The organism is Halorubrum wangae, from assembly GCF_051194135.1.
Taxonomy (GTDB): Archaea; Halobacteriota; Halobacteria; order Halobacteriales; family Haloferacaceae; genus Halorubrum.
This window is the reverse complement of the sequence record NZ_JBLZNH010000002.1, coordinates 640,807-657,849: the sequence shown is the minus strand read 5'-3', so window position 1 is coordinate 657,849 and position 17,043 is coordinate 640,807. Positions and strand designations below refer to the sequence as shown.

20 protein-coding genes are annotated in these 17,043 nt (G+C 61.9%); 8 read left to right on the top strand and 12 right to left on the bottom strand.

Going from position 1 to position 17,043, the window contains the following annotated elements; genetic code table 11:
* Nucleotides 1-34 precede the first annotated feature (34 nt).
* From ACNS84_RS08465 to ACNS84_RS08450, 4 genes are all read right to left on the bottom strand, one after another.
* Nucleotides 35-1,171, bottom strand: coding sequence for a DUF7972 family membrane protein (locus ACNS84_RS08465; RefSeq protein ID WP_435074411.1), 1,137 nt, complete (start codon nt 1,169-1,171; stop codon nt 35-37).
* 38 nt (nt 1,172-1,209) lie between these two features.
* Complete coding sequence (locus ACNS84_RS08460) at nt 1,210-2,409, bottom strand: hypothetical protein (RefSeq protein ID WP_435074410.1); 1,200 nt, start codon at nt 2,407-2,409, stop codon at nt 1,210-1,212.
* Nucleotides 2,410-2,534: 125 nt separating this feature from the next.
* Nucleotides 2,535-3,284: a GNAT family N-acetyltransferase gene (locus ACNS84_RS08455; RefSeq protein ID WP_435074409.1), complete on the bottom strand. Its 750-nt coding sequence runs from the start codon at nt 3,282-3,284 to the stop codon at nt 2,535-2,537.
* A 193-nt stretch (nt 3,285-3,477) separates the two neighbouring features.
* Nucleotides 3,478-3,801 carry a DUF5789 family protein gene (locus ACNS84_RS08450; protein WP_435074408.1) on the bottom strand — a complete coding sequence of 108 codons (324 nt, stop codon included), beginning with the start codon at nt 3,799-3,801 and terminating at the stop codon, nt 3,478-3,480.
* A gap of 241 nt (nt 3,802-4,042) precedes the next feature.
* Between ACNS84_RS08450 and ACNS84_RS08445 the strand changes: the two genes are divergently transcribed.
* Nucleotides 4,043-4,342 (top strand): DUF7130 family rubredoxin-like protein, encoded by a 300-nt coding sequence (locus ACNS84_RS08445; protein WP_435074407.1) that lies wholly within the window; start codon nt 4,043-4,045, stop codon nt 4,340-4,342.
* Between the two features lie 195 nt (nt 4,343-4,537).
* On the opposite strand, the gene ACNS84_RS08440 is transcribed toward ACNS84_RS08445, so the two are convergent.
* Together ACNS84_RS08440 and sp36 (ACNS84_RS08435) are read right to left on the bottom strand one after the other, a co-directional pair.
* Nucleotides 4,538-5,533, bottom strand: coding sequence for a DUF7972 family membrane protein (locus ACNS84_RS08440; RefSeq protein WP_435074406.1), 996 nt, complete (start codon nt 5,531-5,533; stop codon nt 4,538-4,540).
* A complete protein-coding gene (gene sp36 / locus ACNS84_RS08435; RefSeq protein ID WP_435074405.1) occupies nt 5,526-5,723 on the bottom strand; it encodes a Sp36 family protein in 198 nt (65 codons plus the stop codon). Before sp36 (ACNS84_RS08435) ends, ACNS84_RS08440 begins: the two co-directional genes overlap by 8 nt.
* Nucleotides 5,724-6,074: 351 nt before the next feature.
* Between sp36 (ACNS84_RS08435) and ACNS84_RS08430 the strand changes: the two genes are divergently transcribed.
* On the top strand, nt 6,075-6,407 hold the full coding sequence (locus tag ACNS84_RS08430) for a DUF5789 family protein (RefSeq protein WP_435074404.1): 333 nt from the start codon (nt 6,075-6,077) through the stop codon (nt 6,405-6,407).
* A 227-nt stretch (nt 6,408-6,634) separates the two neighbouring features.
* Here ACNS84_RS08430 and ACNS84_RS08425 read toward each other — a convergent pair whose 3' ends face one another.
* Both ACNS84_RS08425 and sp36 (ACNS84_RS08420) read right to left on the bottom strand, forming a co-directional pair.
* Nucleotides 6,635-7,651 carry a DUF7972 family membrane protein gene (locus ACNS84_RS08425; protein WP_435074403.1) on the bottom strand — a complete coding sequence of 339 codons (1,017 nt, stop codon included), beginning with the start codon at nt 7,649-7,651 and terminating at the stop codon, nt 6,635-6,637.
* The gene (sp36, locus tag ACNS84_RS08420) at nt 7,648-7,854 is read right to left on the bottom strand and encodes a Sp36 family protein (protein ID WP_435074402.1); all 207 of its coding nucleotides are present in this window, start codon (nt 7,852-7,854) and stop codon (nt 7,648-7,650) included. The genes ACNS84_RS08425 and sp36 (ACNS84_RS08420) overlap by 4 nt, the downstream gene beginning before the upstream one ends.
* A gap of 349 nt (nt 7,855-8,203) precedes the next feature.
* On the opposite strand from sp36 (ACNS84_RS08420), the gene ACNS84_RS08415 reads away from it, so the two are divergent.
* Entirely contained in the window at nt 8,204-9,169 is a 966-nt protein-coding gene (locus tag ACNS84_RS08415) for a cation diffusion facilitator family transporter (protein ID WP_435074401.1), read from the top strand.
* Between the two features lie 190 nt (nt 9,170-9,359).
* Here the strand turns inward: ACNS84_RS08415 and ACNS84_RS08410 are convergent, their stop codons facing one another.
* Complete coding sequence (locus ACNS84_RS08410) at nt 9,360-10,796, bottom strand: aldehyde dehydrogenase family protein (protein ID WP_435074400.1); 1,437 nt, start codon at nt 10,794-10,796, stop codon at nt 9,360-9,362.
* A gap of 571 nt (nt 10,797-11,367) precedes the next feature.
* Between ACNS84_RS08410 and ACNS84_RS08405 the strand changes: the two genes are divergently transcribed.
* The 5 genes from ACNS84_RS08405 (at nt 11,368) to ACNS84_RS08385 (ending at nt 14,941) form a co-directional block, all read left to right on the top strand.
* Nucleotides 11,368-12,033: a DUF7384 family protein gene (locus ACNS84_RS08405; protein ID WP_435074399.1), complete on the top strand. Its 666-nt coding sequence runs from the start codon at nt 11,368-11,370 to the stop codon at nt 12,031-12,033.
* Nucleotides 12,034-12,058: 25 nt separating this feature from the next.
* The gene (locus ACNS84_RS08400) at nt 12,059-13,009 is read left to right on the top strand and encodes an HhH-GPD family protein (protein WP_435074398.1); all 951 of its coding nucleotides are present in this window, start codon (nt 12,059-12,061) and stop codon (nt 13,007-13,009) included.
* Between the two features lie 81 nt (nt 13,010-13,090).
* Nucleotides 13,091-13,489 carry a DUF5778 family protein gene (locus ACNS84_RS08395; protein ID WP_435074397.1) on the top strand — a complete coding sequence of 133 codons (399 nt, stop codon included), beginning with the start codon at nt 13,091-13,093 and terminating at the stop codon, nt 13,487-13,489.
* A 33-nt stretch (nt 13,490-13,522) separates the two neighbouring features.
* The gene (locus tag ACNS84_RS08390; RefSeq protein ID WP_435074396.1) at nt 13,523-14,149 is read left to right on the top strand and encodes an alpha/beta hydrolase; all 627 of its coding nucleotides are present in this window, start codon (nt 13,523-13,525) and stop codon (nt 14,147-14,149) included.
* An 81-nt stretch (nt 14,150-14,230) separates the two neighbouring features.
* Nucleotides 14,231-14,941 carry a class I SAM-dependent methyltransferase gene (locus tag ACNS84_RS08385; RefSeq protein WP_435074395.1) on the top strand — a complete coding sequence of 237 codons (711 nt, stop codon included), beginning with the start codon at nt 14,231-14,233 and terminating at the stop codon, nt 14,939-14,941.
* A gap of 127 nt (nt 14,942-15,068) precedes the next feature.
* Here ACNS84_RS08385 and ACNS84_RS08380 read toward each other — a convergent pair whose 3' ends face one another.
* The 3 genes from ACNS84_RS08380 to ACNS84_RS08370 all read right to left on the bottom strand — a co-directional run bounded on the left by ACNS84_RS08380 (nt 15,069) and on the right by ACNS84_RS08370 (nt 16,973).
* Nucleotides 15,069-15,398 (bottom strand): transcription factor S, encoded by a 330-nt coding sequence (locus tag ACNS84_RS08380; RefSeq protein WP_435074394.1) that lies wholly within the window; start codon nt 15,396-15,398, stop codon nt 15,069-15,071.
* Nucleotides 15,399-15,609: 211 nt separating this feature from the next.
* A complete protein-coding gene (locus tag ACNS84_RS08375) occupies nt 15,610-16,161 on the bottom strand; it encodes a DUF8135 domain-containing protein (RefSeq protein ID WP_435074393.1) in 552 nt (183 codons plus the stop codon).
* Nucleotides 16,158-16,973: a hypothetical protein gene (locus ACNS84_RS08370; protein ID WP_435074392.1), complete on the bottom strand. Its 816-nt coding sequence runs from the start codon at nt 16,971-16,973 to the stop codon at nt 16,158-16,160. The genes ACNS84_RS08375 and ACNS84_RS08370 overlap by 4 nt, the downstream gene beginning before the upstream one ends.
* Nucleotides 16,974-17,043: the final 70 nt, after the last annotated feature.

Sequence of the window (17,043 nt, the reverse complement as noted above, 5' to 3'; positions counted from 1 at the left end):
TAGGCATTGGTAGGGAGATTTTTTTTATCTCTGACTACTTCAGCGAAAAGACTCCACTCGACGTGGTCAGCCTCGCGACGGTGGAGAGCCGGAACATATGGGCGGTCAACACGAGGTAGGGCGCGATGGAGATCGTGAACGCCAGCGCCACGAACGCTTGTAGCAGCGGGATGCCGAACAATAACCCGCTTGGGAGGACCTGCCCGTTGATCGCGATGATCATCGAGGCGTTGACCAGGATGGCAGGGAGTGCGACGATCAGCAGGGTCTGGGACAGCTTCGATACCTCCTTGGTATAATACAGCGTTTTGAAGTACTCCTTCCCGATGGCGAACAGTTCGAACGCATCGATCAGGTCCTCGAAGCGCTCGGGTGAGGTATCGCGGGAGGAAATAATCGTCTGGGATCCCTCGATGAATGAGCCGTAGTCGAACCCGAGTCCCTTCCAGAGTATGGCGAATTCGGCGCCGGACGTCTCATCGACTGCCCCGAGCTTTTCGGCGGCGTCCGAGACCAACCCCGAGTACTCGTCGAGATCGTCGACGAGTTCCTTATCGGCACCCTCCAACTCGTCCGCGAGCGCGTCCGCGCGGGTGCTGATGATCCTGGACATGACCTTGAGAAACGACCCGGGGTTGGTCGGGTTCTCTCCGGTGGCGGTCAATTCACTGAGGTCCCGTCGGAATTTTATCGTGCCCTGGACGCGGTCCTCTTGATCGGTGAGGGAACTCATGTCGTGTGAGAGCACGATCGAGTTGATCGAGACGACGATGGAGACCAGGAGGATCATCCCGCTCAGGAAGGTGTTGAGGATCGTCTGGATGGTCGAGGTGTCCGTCAGCAGCGTCTGCATCTCGAAGGTCCACACCGTGGAGATACCCATGAAGGTCGCGAACACGAACGAAAGCAACGCTCCTGTCACTGCCAGCCGGTCCCCCTCGAGCAAGACCCATCGCTTCAGTGCGAATCCGCTGCTCCGACTCGGGACCGGAAACCAGTTTCGCCAACGGCTGAACTTCTTGGCGATACTCATGACACCGGCCTCTGAGCGGAACGGCTGGGAGGACCTACCCGTAATCGATAATTCATGCGATAAGGTACGGTCCACAGCCGCAAGACCTTGCGGGTATATTCCAAGGATGGCTGCGTACGTGGTGGCGTCGTAGGTCACGCGCCGCGCCTCCCGTTCACCCGGGGGGTGTCGAAGGGCTACGGCTTGTCACGGAAGAGCGCGAGATGCCGGAGCGCCATCCGATTTTCGGTACCGCCGGCGAGCGCGCCCGACAGCACACCGAGCGTGCTGATGAAGGCCCCGACACGGACAAGGTCGACGAGCCCGACCGTGGGTTCCTCGAGGCTCGGCCAGTTCGTCATCAGGTTCGGCGGAAAGACGGCGAACTCGATCAGGAGCATGATCGATCCGACGAGGATGAAGAGCCCCGTCATCGCCACGACGAGGATGAAGAACACGGTCACGTTCACCAGTGCCATATGTTCGGTGAACACCTGGCTGCGCTCTCGTGGGAACGTGAGGTGCTGAACGTATAGGAGATGGACTGCGGCAGCAATGACACTCCCTATCGCGAAGAGTGCGGCCGTACGGTTGGTCAGGCTCAGCCCGACGTCCCATGCCTCGGCACTGAACACGAGGATCAGTGTCGGCGTCACAGCGGCCGTCGAGAGGCGCGGGAGTGAGAACGGGAGCAGGGGGGCGCGACTCTGCAGCAGCGTCGCGGCGACGATACCCGGATTCCGCACGAGGCTCACCACGTGAAACGCCAGCCGTTGAAGCCGCCCTCGCGAGACGTCCGCTTGGGGAATGCGGGTCGCAATTCCTTTGAGGTGTTCCGTGATGTCCGCATCGAACGGCGGGACGCTCCGTCGGGAGGGGTCAAACGAGAACGGAGCCATGACGCCGCCATCACCGTGGTCCGCACGAAATACGTGTCCCAGGAGGTGAACGAGGAGGGTCGCAGCGTTCCAGCGGACGGCCGGTGAATCGAGCGCCCTGACCGTCTCCCGGTCGTGGGTCCGCAGGAGTCGTCGTGTGGAGACGACAACGACGCGGGCGAGCGGGGAAGCGAGCCCCTCGACGGAACGCTCCTCTCGCGTGGTGAGGGGCACGTCGGTCACGACGACGACCAGGTCGTACGGGCGTTTCGTCATGTGAAGCGCGGCTTCATCGAGGAACTCGGACGGCCGTCGAGGAGCATGGTCGGTGAGCGAGTCCGGATCGGCACAATGGATCCGCCAAGCTGCGTCCGTGGCTGCCGCCAGCTCTTCGATACCGTCCCGGGCCATCCGCTCGGCGAACGACTGGAGCGGCTCGACATCCCCACCAGGCGAGTGCGCAACGAGAACCCCCACGTCGATCGGTGCCCCGGTCTCATCGTCATTCCGATCGTCCACAGTCGGCTGGCCGGGCTGATCCGCCTCATTGAACTGAGGTACCGCACCGCCTGAGGGGTTCCGGTCGACGTCGGAGGACTCGTGATTCATCGCCTGAGTGTCGTCCAGTACATTACCAGGCGATCTCAGAGATACGTATCGTCCCACTCGTCAGCCAGGTGAGCGTTGCCACAGTTCCCGCACTCGAGCCTGCCTTGTCCGTCGGCGGAGACGTCAGTACTGCCGCACTGTGAACAGAAGTACCCGTACGCGTCCTCCTCGTCCTCCTGACCGGACACCGCGAAGAATGGGGCCTCCCTGCCGGGAACGCTCTCATCGCGATTGACGGACCGGGCAACTCCATCGACGGTGACGGATTCGGGAACCGGAACGGCGGGTTCGTTCGGCATCTCTGTCTTTTGCCCCTCCGTGAACATGGTGACATCGAACTCCTCCCCGCCGAGCAGTATCTGGTCGTGGTCACTCTCCTTGAGGCCGAACCCTTTGAGGAAGTCGCCGCCCTCGACGGCTTCGTCGAGGACACACGCTGCAATCGGCTTCTCGACGAACTCTTCGCGGACGCGATCGATCAGCGCCGTGGCGAGGCCCTTGCCCCGCGCCTCCGGATCCACGTGAAGCCACCGGATCGTCGCTCGTGTTCCGACTTCGACGGTGATGAACCCGTAAACGGTCTCGGTGCCGTCGATCGTCTCGTCGACGACGAGCACCGTCGTGTCCGTATCTTCGAGCAGGTCGTTCAGTGACGTGTCGTCGAACTCCTCTTCGAGTATCGTCTCGATCTGCTGTGGGCTGAGCGAGTACGACGATCGCAGTGAGTCACGCGTGATCGCTCTGATCCGTTCCTTGTCGTCCGACTCAGCGGGGCGAACTTTCATATCATGAGTTGTCGTCGTAAAGGGTTAAGTCGTGGGTTGGTCCTCATCTCTGCACGATAGCCCACTCGAAAACGTGACCTGCAGGAATCGGACCGCGCTTTGAGTTCTGCTTACCTCGGTCCGGTGCGTCTGTGAGATTCCCTACCGAACGGAAGTAGCTCAGACTCTCTGGGCGCAGCTGTGACACCGCAGGTTAGAACGATTCCGACTCAGGCGAGTCGTCGTCCTCGGTGGCAGCCCCGCCGCGGTCGCTGTACTTTTCTCGGCCGACCGCCTCGTCGCCGACCATGCTGAACACGGCCTGCCGGACGCTCTCCACGTCCTCGTACTCCTGTTCTTGCTCCGGGGAGAGCACTTCACGTAGCGGGACCTGGGTGTCGAAGAGACCTAGCTCGCGGTCCCCATACCGACTGAGGAGCGTCTCGTGAGACAGCGGGTAGGACTCGTCCTCGAGGTCTCCGATTAGTGTGCCAAATTCGATGCCCATTTCTCGGGTGTCGTCAGAGCCGTTTGTCATAGTAGTCTTTTCGACGGGAAAGAGCGTATAGCTTTTGCAGGCGTATACAAGGTAGTGTGGTTCATTCGGGGGCCTACCACCAGTTACCGGGAGCCACCCAACCTTGCTGCGAACGGACACACAGTACCGAATCGAGATGTGGCATTTCCCCGCGGCCGAACGACCCTCACGCGTGGTACAGAGTAGGGTCTACACAGATGGCACCACAAACGGGATACCCGTGCAACCCCACTATCATGGAATGGACGACCAGAACCAGAGCGATAGTGCGTCGATCAAACCGGGAGAAGTAGTGTACGATAGCAACGGGCGACCAGTGGGACACGTGAGCGGACTCACCGACGATGGGTTCGAAGTGGAGGTGATGGACCCCAACGAAAGCGAGGTCGAGGAACTGCCGGGGAAGGAGTTCGGAGAAGGGTACCTGATGTGGCGGTGTGCCGAATGCGGAGAGATGGGCGAATTGGAGAAGGAGTTGCCAGAAGCGTGTCCGAACTGTAGTGCTCCACGAGAAGCGATCTCCCCCGTCCAAGAGGATTGAGCGCGAACCGCCCCACCGGCTTGGCCGGCCTCTCGACGCGCTCCGGTGGACCGTCGAGAGCGACGGGATCATCGCCGAGCTGGGGTTGCGGGCTGCGACGCGTCACAGCGAGTCCAGACCGTCCGAGTGCGTCACCCCTACCGGGGCATGGGGGCGGGGCGACCTGCGTAGTAGGCGTTTGAATCCGGTAGTCGGTTAGCTAAGCATGAGCGGTCCCATCGAGAGCGTCTGTTTGGCGAGCGTCGCGAGCCGCAGGATGTAGGATGTAAACAGGAGAAATGGCAGTACTGAGACGGCAAACGCGGCGCTAACGACCCAGAGAACGCTCTCGATGCCGAGGAACGTGCCGGTGAACGTTGTCGGGTCGACGAAGACGACCATCCCTCCGGCGACGGTGAGTGCAATCACTGCGGCGTACAGGATAGCGCGTGAGAGTTTCACCAGTGCCCACTGGATGTAGAGGTCCTTGATGTACTCGCGGACCACTCCGTACATCGTAAGCGCCTCGAGCAAATTTCTGAACGCGCTTCGTTCCTCGTCGGTGAGGGAGTCTTCGTACTCCATCCCGAGCCGGCGAACGTCGTGCATCTTCCGGTCGTAGTTATAATCGAGCGCGGGCGATACGACGTCGAAGGTGCCGAAATCCGTGTCTTCGAGGTGGTTGTGTGCGTGGTCGGCGTTCTCCAACAGATCGGTGACGTATTCGTCCACCTTCTTGTAGAGCGTCTGTTTTTCAGTCTCGGAGAGTGTGTCTCGTAGTGTCTTCGCTCGCTGTTCGCTCGTTTCGATAAGCGCATCGAGGTAGGCCGCAGGGTCGGCTGGCGTCGTCATCCCGAGGAGGCTGTCGGTATTTTGGCGAAAATCCATCGCCATATCCATCCGACTACGCTGGCTCCCGAGCGAGCCGATTTCCTGAGAGAGGACGAGTTGATTGATCGTGACGACGAGCGTCGTTCCTGTGATGATCGCGCCGACGAGACCGGCGAATACCGTCTCGACCATGTCGCTCGACTGCATGGTCGAGAGCAACGACACCGGCTTCAGCACGCCCCAGATCATGAACACGAGGAAGATTAGGAACGCGAGTCCGCCAGCGACGACCCACCGGTTAGCCCCGAGCAGCAACCAGAACCAGTATTTGTTGACGTCCGTCCGTTCCCGTAGCGTGCTGTCCGTCGAGAAGTCATTCATGAGAGACTGGGCGTTTGAACAGCAGTAGTTTCGTGCCGCCACCGTCGTAGCTGATCGTCTCTGTGAGTTCCCAGCCCTCTGTACCGAGGCGGTTGAGTTCGTCTGTTGGATCGACCGTCTCTCGCTTGGTCAATCCCTTCGGCGGTTCGAGTGTCTTGTATTCCCATTGCTGGTGCATTTCAGTACCCATAGGTTGCTATCGGCTCTCACGGTGATGACTCTGGTGACAGGTTGATTCCCCTCGTGTAACGGTCGAGAACGGACCGGTGTACTCGTGGACCGTCGTCTATCGCAATCACGAGTCTCAGGAGTTTCGAATATGAATTTCGAGGCTCTGTCAAAAACTCATAACAGCTGATAGGAGCGGCGTTCTGTAATACAGCGCTCGTATCTTGGAGACGCATTTTTGGTTGATTTTCTGTTTGTGAGTCGTGCGAATATTTCGGCATCAGGTGTGGGTGAAGTGACCGGACGGAGGTTCGAGATAGACCTACCTATAGGCAGCCCTACTGTTATCTGTCTGGGTCTCCTACCGTTGTATATGGAAGATGACAAATCGGGACGAGATAAGCAAGCGGATCATGAAGAGGAGCGCCAGAGTGAGAGGGAGATAGAGGAGACCCGGAACCGCGGTGATGAAAAGGAACCGATGGGCGATGACCCAGGAGGACGGCTTGGTGATCTAGATGAAGCGCTCAACTCTCACGACTATCCTGCCACGACAATCGAGTTGGTCGAGTCCTATGGCGAGTTTGAAGTTGAAACTCAGAGCGGCAACAACTCCCTGGAGGACGTACTCGCATCAACTGAGGACCAGAGATATGACTCAGCCAATGACGTTCGCAGACGGGTACTGGGACTCATTGGACGATAACACAACAGTTCAACACACTCGTCTCGCACATCGGACCGCCTGTGCAGAAATAAACTTCGTCTGTAGTTAGCTCTCGACATCCTCTATATTCAGTACGGGCATTGAAAATTTTCTTCGTTTGATGAATTCAACAAGGACAATCTCGAATGATCCGTAGATTCATTTTCAGGTACCTCATGAAGCGTCTATATCCAACGGTGTCTGAGGTTTGAGTTCTGCGTCGGAGCTTAGCGTTGGGATCCGCGGAGGAGCAGCGGTTCGATGGCGAGTGTCCGTTTCGCTATGGTGAGGATGCGAAGGATGTACGAGACGAACAGCATGAATGGAATAAGTGTCACTGCAAACGCACCGCCCACGACGAGGATGATGTGATCGAGACCGAGTGTGCTTCCCGGGAACGTCCCCGCATCGACGATTCCGACCATGATACCCGCAACGGCCACTGCCGGGACTGCAGCATAGAGAATCATCTGGGACAAGTCGATGAGTGCCCACTGGAAGTACAGCGTCTTGATGTGTTCGCGCGCCGGACCAAACAGAGACAGCGCTGTTTTGAGCTCGTCAAGCAAGCCGTGTTCCTCCTCAGTGAGGCTCTCTTCGTATTCGTTCGCGAGACGTTCAACCTGGAAGATCTTCCAGCTATAATTGAAATTCAGTGCGGCGAATAACACATCGAACGAGCCAAACTGCGCACCCTCAAGCTGATCACGTACCGTGTCAGCGTTCCCAGTGACGCTTTCAGCGAATTCATCGACCTCTTCTCGGAGGTTCTCGTCAGCATTCTTGTCAATTGACTCTCGAAGAGCCGTTGTCCGTTGTGCCGTGACTCCGATAATCTGCCGGAGGAATTCGGATGGATCGACAGGACTCGGAGCCCCGATCAATTCTTCAGTAATGTCCCGGAAATCCATCGAACTGGCCATCCGCTCACGTTGATCGCCGAGCGGGCCGTTCTCCTGAGTGAGGACGAGCTGACCGATCGTGACGACGAGTGTCGTCCCAGTCACGATGACCGTGATCATCGTCGAGAACATCGTGTCGATCATGTCACCGGACTCTAATTGCTGTGAAAACGGTGGATGGAGGACAGCGAGGGCGATAACGAATACGACGAACACGGCACTGGTCAGGACACTGGAGACGAGAAGGCGGTTCGCACGAAGCAGCACCCAGAGTGTTATCCGACTCTCTTCGGCGCGCTCACGCATCGTGTTGGCCGTACTGATACCGGTTTCGTCAGTCATACTGGCACACTCGATCGGACAGGTCGCTTGAAAACGAGGTACTTGGTGCCGCCCCCCTCGTAGTCGATTGTCTCCACAAACTCCCAACCCTCTGCACCGAGTTGATTCAACTCCGCTTTCGGATCTTCTGCTTCTTTTTGGGTCTCATCGCGCGGCGGGCGAAGCGTCTCGTACTCCCAGCGGGCCGTTTCTGATTCGGACATCACTACCAGTAGGTACTGCAGCCCTCTATAGCCCGCACCACCACCGAGATGAAGGAGATACTTCGGCCCTGTTGAACCCCTCATCCGGTGATAGGTCTAAGCGGCCGTGCTGCATACGGAGGGTGTAGTCAGCACGGTACTGCAGTCTGTTGTCTTCACTGAGAGAAAACGGGGGCCTCCCCGTCTGGAACGGGTCGAACGTGTCCTGCGTTGGAGGAAACGACTCACATCCGATTTCCGGTCGCCCAACATCACCGCCAATTTGCCAATTCGTCTCTCGGATAATAACAACCCACTCCACGGTGAAAAGTGACGACTTGAACCGTTAGCGTACCCTATCTTGTACAAGATGGCTGCTGGAAGTACCGGCGTCGTTATCGCCGCATTGATCGCGAACGCCGGTATTACGATACTGAAATTTGGCGGGTTCTTGCTGACTGGGAGTCCAGCGATGCTTGCCGAAACCTACCACTCTATCTCCGATACGGGCAATCAGGTGCTGCTTTTGGTCGGGATCAGAGCCAGTAAAGAGCATGCAACAAGGTCCCACCCCTTTGGGCACGGGAAGTCCCAGTTCTTCTACGCGTTTCTCGTTTCGGTGCTGCTCTTCGGAGCCGCGGGGTGGAAAAGCCTCACACACGGTATCTCCGAACTGCGAGCCGGCGGGCACGAAATCGAAGCGGGCCCCGCACAGTTTCTTGGGATCACGATTGACTTGCAGGCACCGGTCGACCCATTCTACGTCGTGGTCGCCATCCTGCTCGGAGCGGTCGCCTTCGAGACGTACGCATTCTCGAAGGCCAACGCCGAACTGAAACGCCAGATGGAGGTCTACGACTGGTCAGGCTATCGCCAGGCGTTTGGAGAGACGAGCGACATAACGACGTTGACTGCCCTCACGGAGGATGCGGTTGCATTGCTGGGACTCCTCGCCGCGCTCGTCGGAATCGGCGCGACACGTGTTACCGGTAACCCCGCCTACGACGCCGCCGCCGCAGTGATAATCGGGAGTCTCCTGATGGTGTTTGCGGTGGCGCTGGCGATCGAAAACAAGCGGCTCATTATCGGAGAGAGTCTCTCCGCAGACGTCGAGCGCGAGCTGCGCACGGCCGTGGAGTCCCACGACCACGTCGTCCATCTCGATGACTTCCGGACGATGTTCATCGGGACTGGAACGGTACTCGTCACCGCGAACGTGAGCTTCGACCCGAAGCTCGTAACCGGCAACATTGATGAAGATATCAAGCAGATTGAACAGGCACTCATCGGCATCGACAGTCGAGTAAAGCTGGTATACATTGAGCCGGAGCTGTAACCACATCTCGCCATTCAAGTCCGTACATTGGCCACCCACTGGCTCACTGAGGAGTGCCTCGGGTCCTGAAATACGCGCGTCATATGCAGCACGACTGTTGGTTCGTCTCAGCATCTCGAAACAAGGTCCTGCCCCCTGACAGGGTCAGCAGCGACCGGCGTCGCTGAATTTACTAGTCGAGCTCCGAGTTTCAGTCAAGCAAACCGTATTCACGTTCGTCGTGCAGGACCGATATCCACTTCTCCTCGAGAAGTTCGTCCCGTACCCATTCGCCGTTGTACCGACCGAGACCCGACTGCTTGAGTCCACCGAACGGTGCATTGGGTTCGTCCTGAATTGGGTGATCGTTGATGTGGACCATCCCGGATTCGATTCGGTCGGCCAGCGAGCGCGCCCGGGCATCGTCCTCACACTGGACCGAAGCCGCAAGCCCGTACTCCGTATCGTTCGCAACCTCGACTGCCTCCTCGTCAGAGCCGACCGGGATCACAGGTGCAACCGGACCGAAGTGTTCGTTGCAGGCAGCCGCCATCTCGTTCGTCACGTCGGAGAGGACCGTCGGCTCGAAGAACAATTCGTCGGCCTCGCCACCGGTTTCGAGGGTCGCACCCTGCTCAATGGACTGGTTGACGAACTCCGTGATACTGTCGAGCTGGGACTCGTTGATCAGCGGTCCGAGGTCGACGTCGTCCGTGGTCGGATCACCCATGTCGAGTGAGTTCGCGTACGTAGTGAGCTTCTCGACGTAGTCGTCGTAGACGTCCTCGTGGACGATATGCCGGTTAATCGAGATACAGACCTGTCCCTGGTGGGTGAACGACCCGACCGCTCCGATCCGAGCGGCCCTGTCGACGTCGATGTCTTCGGTGACGACGTTCGGGCCGTTGCCGCCGAGTTCGAGAGCGGGCTGGGTGATACTGTTGCCGGCCTGGCTGGCGACTCGTTTGCCGACAGCGGTCGAGCCGGTGAAAGAAATCACACGTGGCACCGGGTGGCCCGCCATACGGTCGCCGATTTCCGACCCCCGGCCGGTGACCACGTTCACGACGCCGTCCGGGAATCCGACCTCGTCAGCGATCTCTGCCAAGAAGAGCCCACCGGAGATCGGCGTATCCGAGGCCGGTTTGACGACGACTGTGCACCCGAGCGCGAGCGCTGGGGCCAGTGCGCGCGTGGTCAGATGCACGGGGTAGTTCCACGGCGAGATGATACCGACAACGCCGACCGGCTCCTCGACGATGTGGTGGCGCTTGCCCTCGACGAACGCCGAGTCTCTAACCTCCTCCTCCGGCGGGGTGAGGTCGAGTGCGGTCTCGAAGTCACTCTGCGTGAGGGCGAGTTCCCCGTTGGCCTTTCCACTTGCACTCCCGCCCTCGCGCGCAAGTAGTTCGACGAGGTCATCGGAACGTTCCCTGAGCGTGTCGAGTGCTGCCTTAACGAGCTCGTTCCGGTCGGTGCGTGAAGTAGCCTCCCAGCCCGGCTGTGCTTCCCCAGCCGCCTCGTAGGCCGCATCCACGTCCTGTGTTGTCGCTGCGGGCACCTCGGCAAACGCTTTTTGTGTCGACGGATTTGCCACCTCGAGCGTCTCGCCACCGGTGGCATCGACCCACCCACCGTCAATGTACATCTGATCCCACTCTGAACCTGCTATGCTCTCTCCTAAGGACATCATGTGATAGGACGTTTATACAGAAATAACGCCCCTCGTTTTTTCAGTCTCGTATCTTTTTGAGGAAGTGAGTAACGGAATGAGACAAGACCACTCCCGTATGAGTCCGAGTTGCACCCGCTCAATTCGCGACCTGTCTCTTGGACGCTAGTTTTATCAGAAGTTGGGCGTTTGAACAAAACCAATAGTTCCTGATCCGGATGTGGGCTGCTTGGACGCCCAGCAGTGCAACGTTCAAGCACTCGGATACCGAGGAGGACCAGTCATAACTGTCACTCCCTCGCGTCGCCAAGTCGTTGCGACGATAGCCCTGCGTGGGGTGGTCGTTGGGAGCGATGGATTCGACGCGTTTCTCGAAATCGTCTGTAGGCAGAATAGTCTACGCGCTCACTGGTACTGAGTCGTGAACCCGTTGTCTGTAAGCCCGGCCGAGGCGCTTCCTGTTTTTCCCGCTGAACCCTGGGTTCGCGCAGATCGAATGCCACCATCGGCCGCAACTCCGATACCCCTCCGCCTCGAGTCACCAACAATGAGCTTCGACGGGCTGTTCGACCGGGCCGCCGAGTACGACGCGGACGGCGAGGCGGTGAGCGCAGCGCTTGCGGAGCACCGATCAAATGTCGGAGGCGGAGACGCGACCGAGCAGGACGACGACCCCGCCGAGCGCGGCGACGAAGCCACCCCGACCGAACGCGATCCGAGTCCCGCCCGCGTCGTCGCCGACGCCGACGTGCTCGCGGCCGACCTGCTCGTCGGCGGCGCGGCGCGTGAGGCGCTCGACGTGCTGCGCGCGCACTCGTGGACGACGCTCGTCGCCAGCGACGCGCTCCTCGACGACGCCGAGGCGGTGATCGCCGCGCTGTCGGACCCCGACCTCGCGGCCGACTGGCGCGAGGCGGTCGAGGCGTGGCGCGAACCGGTGACACACCCCGCGGGGGATCATCCCGCGTTGGCATCGGCGTACCACGGCGCGGCGATGCAGGTCGTGAGCCTCGACCCGGCGCTCACGGGGGCGCGGGCCGCGGCCGGGCTCCGCGACCGACTCCCGGTGAGCGTTCGGGAGCCGCGAGCATTCGCGAGCGTCTTCTCGGCAGCGAAACTCTACCCCGAGGCCGTCGGCGGCGCATACCCCGGCCCCGACCGCGACCCGCGCGCGATGACGCCCGCCCGGCCCGAGGAGGACCAGCACCGATAAACGAGCCCCGACCTGACTCACGACAATGACCGATTCGGACGCGACCGCGACGAGGCTCGACGACGGCGACGCCCCGGCGCTGCCGGCCGACCTCGACGCCGTCCGCGAGGCACTCGTGGCCTGGTACGAAACCGACCACCGGGAGTTCCCGTGGCGGCGCACCGATGACGCCTACGAGATCCTCGTCAGCGAGGTGATGAGCCAGCAGACGCAGCTCGACCGCGTGGTCCCCGCGTGGGAGGACTTCCTCGACGAGTGGGCGACGACCGCCGACCTGGCCGCCGCCGACCGCGGCGACGTGGTCGCGTTCTGGTCGGATCACTCGCTCGGCTACAACAACCGCGCGAAGTACCTCCACGAGGCCGCCGGACAGGTCCGAGACGAGTACGACGGCGTGTTCCCCGACTCGCCCGACGAACTACGGGAGCTGATGGGCGTGGGCCCGTACACCGCCAACGCGGTGGCGTCGTTCGCGTTCAACGCCGGCGACGCGGTCGTCGACACCAACGTGAAGCGAGTGCTCCACCGCGCGTTCGCGGTCCCCGACGACGACGCGGCGTTCGAACGGGTCGCCTCCCGCGTCATGCCCGAGGGGGAGTCCCGCGTCTGGAACAACGCGATCATGGAACTCGGCGGGGTCGCCTGCGGGACGACGCCGCGCTGTGACGAGGCCGGCTGCCCGTGGCGCGGTTGGTGTCAGGCCTACGAGACCGGCGATTTCACCGCGCCCGACGTGCCCGAGCAGCCGAGCTTCGAGGGCAGTCGCCGGCAGTTCCGCGGACGGGTCGTCCGGGCGCTCGGCGAGTACGACGAGTTGGCGCTGGACAAGCTTGGGCCGCGGATTCGGGTCGACTACGCGCCCGACGGCGAGTACGGGCGGGAGTGGCTGCGCGGGCTGGTCGACGACCTCGCCGACGACGGGTTGGTCGTGGTCGACGAGGAAGACGGCGAGCCGGCAGTTCGACTCGGGGACTGAGCGTCGTCGGCCCGGCACTCGGTCACTACCGACCGCGTGCGAACCGTCACCCGTTTATCACCGGAGCCGGAACAGACGGCCATGAGCGAGACCGTCGACTCCGACCTCTACACGCGGACGAAGGCCCTGCTGGAGCCGGGCGACATCGAACTCCTGGGCTGTATCGTCCACACGACGCTCGAGGGACAGGAGGACCTCGAGATGCACGAGCTCACGGTCGCCATCAACGAGGTCATCGCCGACCACGCCGACAAGGGCGAGGCGTACATCGAGGCCGGCAACGACGACACGAACTTCTCGTCGAACCAGTTTCAGGGACTCACTCTCGACGGCGAGGAGTTCGTCTGGGAGTGCCAGCAGCTCCTCCGCAACGGCACCTTCGACCTGGTGTTCTACTACGAGGCCGGCGTCGATCAGGAGGCACTCGCCACAGACCTGACCGCGCTCGATAACGTCGACCGCGTGACGCAGGTGCCCTAACGCGGCGATGCGCCCGCTCCTTCCCCCGCGCCCGTGAGCGAAACCGTTCTCATCCCCGGCGGCCGCGACGTTCGAGCCACGCTCGACACCGCCGCGAGCGACGGGAGTCGCGTCGACGCGGTCGTCGTCGCCTGTCCCCCGCACCCGCAACAGGGCGGCCACCGCGGCGACGAGCGACTGACCGCCGCGAGCGAGGCGCTGACCGCCATCGGTATCGACTGCCTCAGATTCGATTACGGCGACTGGGACGAGGGGTACGGCGAGAGCACGGACGCCGACAACGCGGTCGGGTGGGCGGTCGAGCATTACGGAGGCGTGGGCCTGTTCGGCTTCTCGTTCGGTGCTACGGTCGCGCTCGTGACGGCCGCGTCGCGCCCTGAACTTGCCGGCGTCTGTGCGCTCGCGCCGACGGCCCGGCTGAATACAGATGTCGACGCGGTCGCGGCGCTCGACGCGCTGACCGACCTGGGCGTGCCCGTTCGGGTCCTGTACGCGACCCGTGACTCGACGGCCGACTGGGAACCCGTCGTCGAGCGGGCGGGGACGCTCGGAGTCGAGACGGCGGCGTTCGAGTCCGACCACTTCTTCATCGGCCGGTCTGGAGCGATTGGGGACGCGGTGGCCGAGTTTTTCGAACCGCTCCTGGGCGGTAGCAGATAACCCGCAGTTGGTTATCGCCGTGCTAACGGCCAGTGAACGAACTGGTACATATAAGCCCGACACGGGCGACAGCTACCACTCGTGAGAGAGATCCTCAACGAATTGAAAGGACAGCTCGCAAGTCTCGTACCGGCACGAGCGTATCCCGCGCTGAAGGGCGCACACGCGTCGGTCTTCTACGACCCGGATCGAGTCAGAGCGCCTCACGGACGGGACTCCATCCCGAAGACGCTCTCGGACGAACACGTCCGAGACGTCGAGGTCGTCACGTCTCGAGAAGAGATGCTCGAAGCGTTCCCCGAGGGCGGACGGGTCGCGGAGTTGGGAGCGGACGAGGGGAAGTTCTCCGAGAAGATTCTCTCGATTACGGACCCCGAGGAGCTGTATCTGATCGACGTCTGGGGGTCGGCGGAGTACAGCGATCGGAGTGTCGCGGAGGTGAAAGCCAGATACGCGGACGAGATAGCGGACGGAACGGTGGAGGTCGTTCCGGAGCGACCAGATGCCGCGCTCGAACAGTTCGACGACGGGTTCTTCGACTGGGTGTACATCGACACCAGCCACACGTACGAGCAGACGCTGAAGGAGCTACAGATCAGCTGGGAGAAAGTGAAAGCAGACGGCGTCATCGCCGGACACGATTACTGCCTCGGTGACATCCCGAACGGGCGGTGGTACGGGGTCATCGCTGCGGTTCACGAGTTCTGCACGGAGTACGACGCGAAGCTAACGCAGTTGTCCCTCGAAACCCACGGCCACAGCAGTTTCGCGATAGAACGGATCGACCCGTGAGTCGATCGTCGTCAGCACGACTCACGTTCGAGAGGCCACCGAAGCCGCGTGTCGGATCGGGGAAACGCCGATTCGAGCACACCGGACTCCGGAGAGACGATCCGCCGCCGGCGAGTACGACGGATTCTTAATTATACCCGCGCCAGCGACGCCCGCACTCCTTGCACTTGAAGAACCGCGTCGGCGGCTCGTCGGCGGCGCCGGTCTGTTTGATCGTGTACCACGCCTCGCCGTGGCCGCACTCGTCGCAGACGACGTCCGTCGCGGTGGGCTTGCCCTCGAAGTTCGCTCCCTCCTCCGTTTCGATGATCTCGTCGTCGGTCTGTTCCGTGGTCGACTCAAACTCGGCGGCGAGCGCCTCGTCGCGTTCCGTCGTGGCGCCGCAGTCGTCGTTCTGACACACCATCTCTCCGTCGCGAGAGACCATCATCGAGCCGCAGTCGTCACAGAACTGCATATATCCGAGGAAGGGCGTCGAGCGGTTTAGCTCCCGTGACTGCGCTCCGCGTCGTGGTGCGCTCGGAGAAAACGTCGCTCGGCCTCTTCGCGATGCACAGTGCCCGAACGGGGAACAACGTGGCGCGGCGAGTGACATCAAAACGCGGCGAAAAGTAGTGAGAAATGGCGAGAAGTGGTGAGAAGTAGGAAATCGACGGGAAGCGCGTCTCTCAACTCTCGCCGTCGAACGTCGGGTCCTCCTCGGATATCATCGGACAGTTCCGAACCCGGAACTGGTCGAAGCCGACAGCCTCGACGATGGTCGTCCCCTCGTGGGTGCACGCGAACTCGGGCGGCCGGGTGAAGTGCGGACACTGCTGGCAGTACGTGCGCTTTGAGACGACGTGCTCCGTGTCGCCCGCATTGGAGACGGACGTGGCCCCGCCGACCCCGGCGTCCGCGTCGAGCAACTCCCAGACGTCCTCAGCCGCCGGGCCGCCGACGTCCATCTGCTCGAAGGCGTCATCGAGTGGGGGCGTCTCGTCGTCCCACTCGTCCGAGTCGTCGGTAGGCGTCTCGGGTGCGGGCGCCGCGGGTTCGTCGGCCGAGTGCTCGCGGGCTCCCGCGTTCACGTCCGCTTCGGGGTCGTCCCCGTCGAGACCCTCACCGAGTTCGGCGAAAGGATCGGTGATATCCTCCGCGGGGTCGTCAAGAGAATCGAACGCGTCCGGCTCCCCCGCCTCGTCCGAGTCGCGAGGTCGATGGTCGTGGTCCTCGCTCATCCCTCGCCTCCGGCGTCCCGGGTGCTCACGCCGGCGCGCTCGTCGTCGACGTCGCCGTCGAGGGCGGGTTGGTCGTCGACGACCAGCCGCGAGGTGCCGAGGAAGCCAGGGTTCGGCTCCAGTTCGGCGAACCCCCGTCCGCAGTGGGGACACTCGGGCTCCGTCAACAGCCCGACGTAGACGGTCTGTCCGCAGTCGGTGCAGGCCGCCTTTCGGACGCCGTTGCGGTTCGCAGTCGCCGAGAGGGCGTCGAGCCGCTCGCGGTCAGCGCGGTCGCGCTCGGCCGCCTCGAGCCGACGTCTGACCCTGACGACCGCGCTCGCGACGCGGGAGAGCTTGTCATCGAGTTCGTCGGTGTCGAGCGCGTCGACGCGAGCCTCCAGCCCCGCGAGGTCGTCCGTCCGGGCCTCGACATCGGCGAGGCGGTCGTCGAGGGCGTCCACGCGCGCCGCGTCCGCCTCAAGCTCGTCCAACCGCTCCGCCGTCCGGTGGAGGTCAGCCGCGAGCGCCTCAAGCCGCTCTGCCGTCTCGGCGTGCTCGTGGTCCGCCGGCGCCGTCGACTCCAGCCGGCGGTAGAGCTCGACGAAGCGGTCCCGGAGGTCCTCGACCTTCTGATCCACGTCGGCGTCGAGCGCCTCCATCCGCGATTCGAGCGCCGCGACCTCCTCGGCGTCCGGTACGTCGACCCCCTCCTTTTCGGCGAGTGCGACGATGGCGCGCTTCAGCAGCACCTCGCGGTCGACCCCGACGTCGGCGGCGGCGGCCTCGAGCGCGGCGTCGACCGGCCTTTCGGTCGGATCGAGGTCGCTCATCGCGGTTCTCCCGTCATCTACGCCTCGTTACTCGGGGAGCCTTAAGTAACCTCCCGCGTTATTCTCCGAA

Coding starts and splice junctions, on each gene's coding strand:
- ACNS84_RS08455 (WP_435074409.1), bottom strand. CDS start 3,284: ATGAAAGTTCGCCCCGCTGAGTCGGACGACAAGGAACGGATCAGAGCG.
- ACNS84_RS08450 (WP_435074408.1), bottom strand. CDS start 3,801: ATGACAAACGGCTCTGACGACACCCGAGAAATGGGCATCGAATTTGGC.
- ACNS84_RS08445 (WP_435074407.1), top strand. CDS start 4,043: ATGGACGACCAGAACCAGAGCGATAGTGCGTCGATCAAACCGGGAGAA.
- ACNS84_RS08440 (WP_435074406.1), bottom strand. CDS start 5,533: ATGAATGACTTCTCGACGGACAGCACGCTACGGGAACGGACGGACGTC.
- sp36 (WP_435074405.1), bottom strand. CDS start 5,723: ATGGGTACTGAAATGCACCAGCAATGGGAATACAAGACACTCGAACCG.
- ACNS84_RS08430 (WP_435074404.1), top strand. CDS start 6,075: ATGGAAGATGACAAATCGGGACGAGATAAGCAAGCGGATCATGAAGAG.
- ACNS84_RS08425 (WP_435074403.1), bottom strand. CDS start 7,651: ATGACTGACGAAACCGGTATCAGTACGGCCAACACGATGCGTGAGCGC.
- sp36 (WP_435074402.1), bottom strand. CDS start 7,854: ATGTCCGAATCAGAAACGGCCCGCTGGGAGTACGAGACGCTTCGCCCG.
- ACNS84_RS08415 (WP_435074401.1), top strand. CDS start 8,204: ATGGCTGCTGGAAGTACCGGCGTCGTTATCGCCGCATTGATCGCGAAC.
- ACNS84_RS08410 (WP_435074400.1), bottom strand. CDS start 10,796: ATGTACATTGACGGTGGGTGGGTCGATGCCACCGGTGGCGAGACGCTC.
- ACNS84_RS08405 (WP_435074399.1), top strand. CDS start 11,368: ATGAGCTTCGACGGGCTGTTCGACCGGGCCGCCGAGTACGACGCGGAC.
- ACNS84_RS08400 (WP_435074398.1), top strand. CDS start 12,059: ATGACCGATTCGGACGCGACCGCGACGAGGCTCGACGACGGCGACGCC.
- ACNS84_RS08395 (WP_435074397.1), top strand. CDS start 13,091: ATGAGCGAGACCGTCGACTCCGACCTCTACACGCGGACGAAGGCCCTG.
- ACNS84_RS08380 (WP_435074394.1), bottom strand. CDS start 15,398: ATGCAGTTCTGTGACGACTGCGGCTCGATGATGGTCTCTCGCGACGGA.
- ACNS84_RS08375 (WP_435074393.1), bottom strand. CDS start 16,161: ATGAGCGAGGACCACGACCATCGACCTCGCGACTCGGACGAGGCGGGG.
- ACNS84_RS08370 (WP_435074392.1), bottom strand. CDS start 16,973: ATGAGCGACCTCGATCCGACCGAAAGGCCGGTCGACGCCGCGCTCGAG.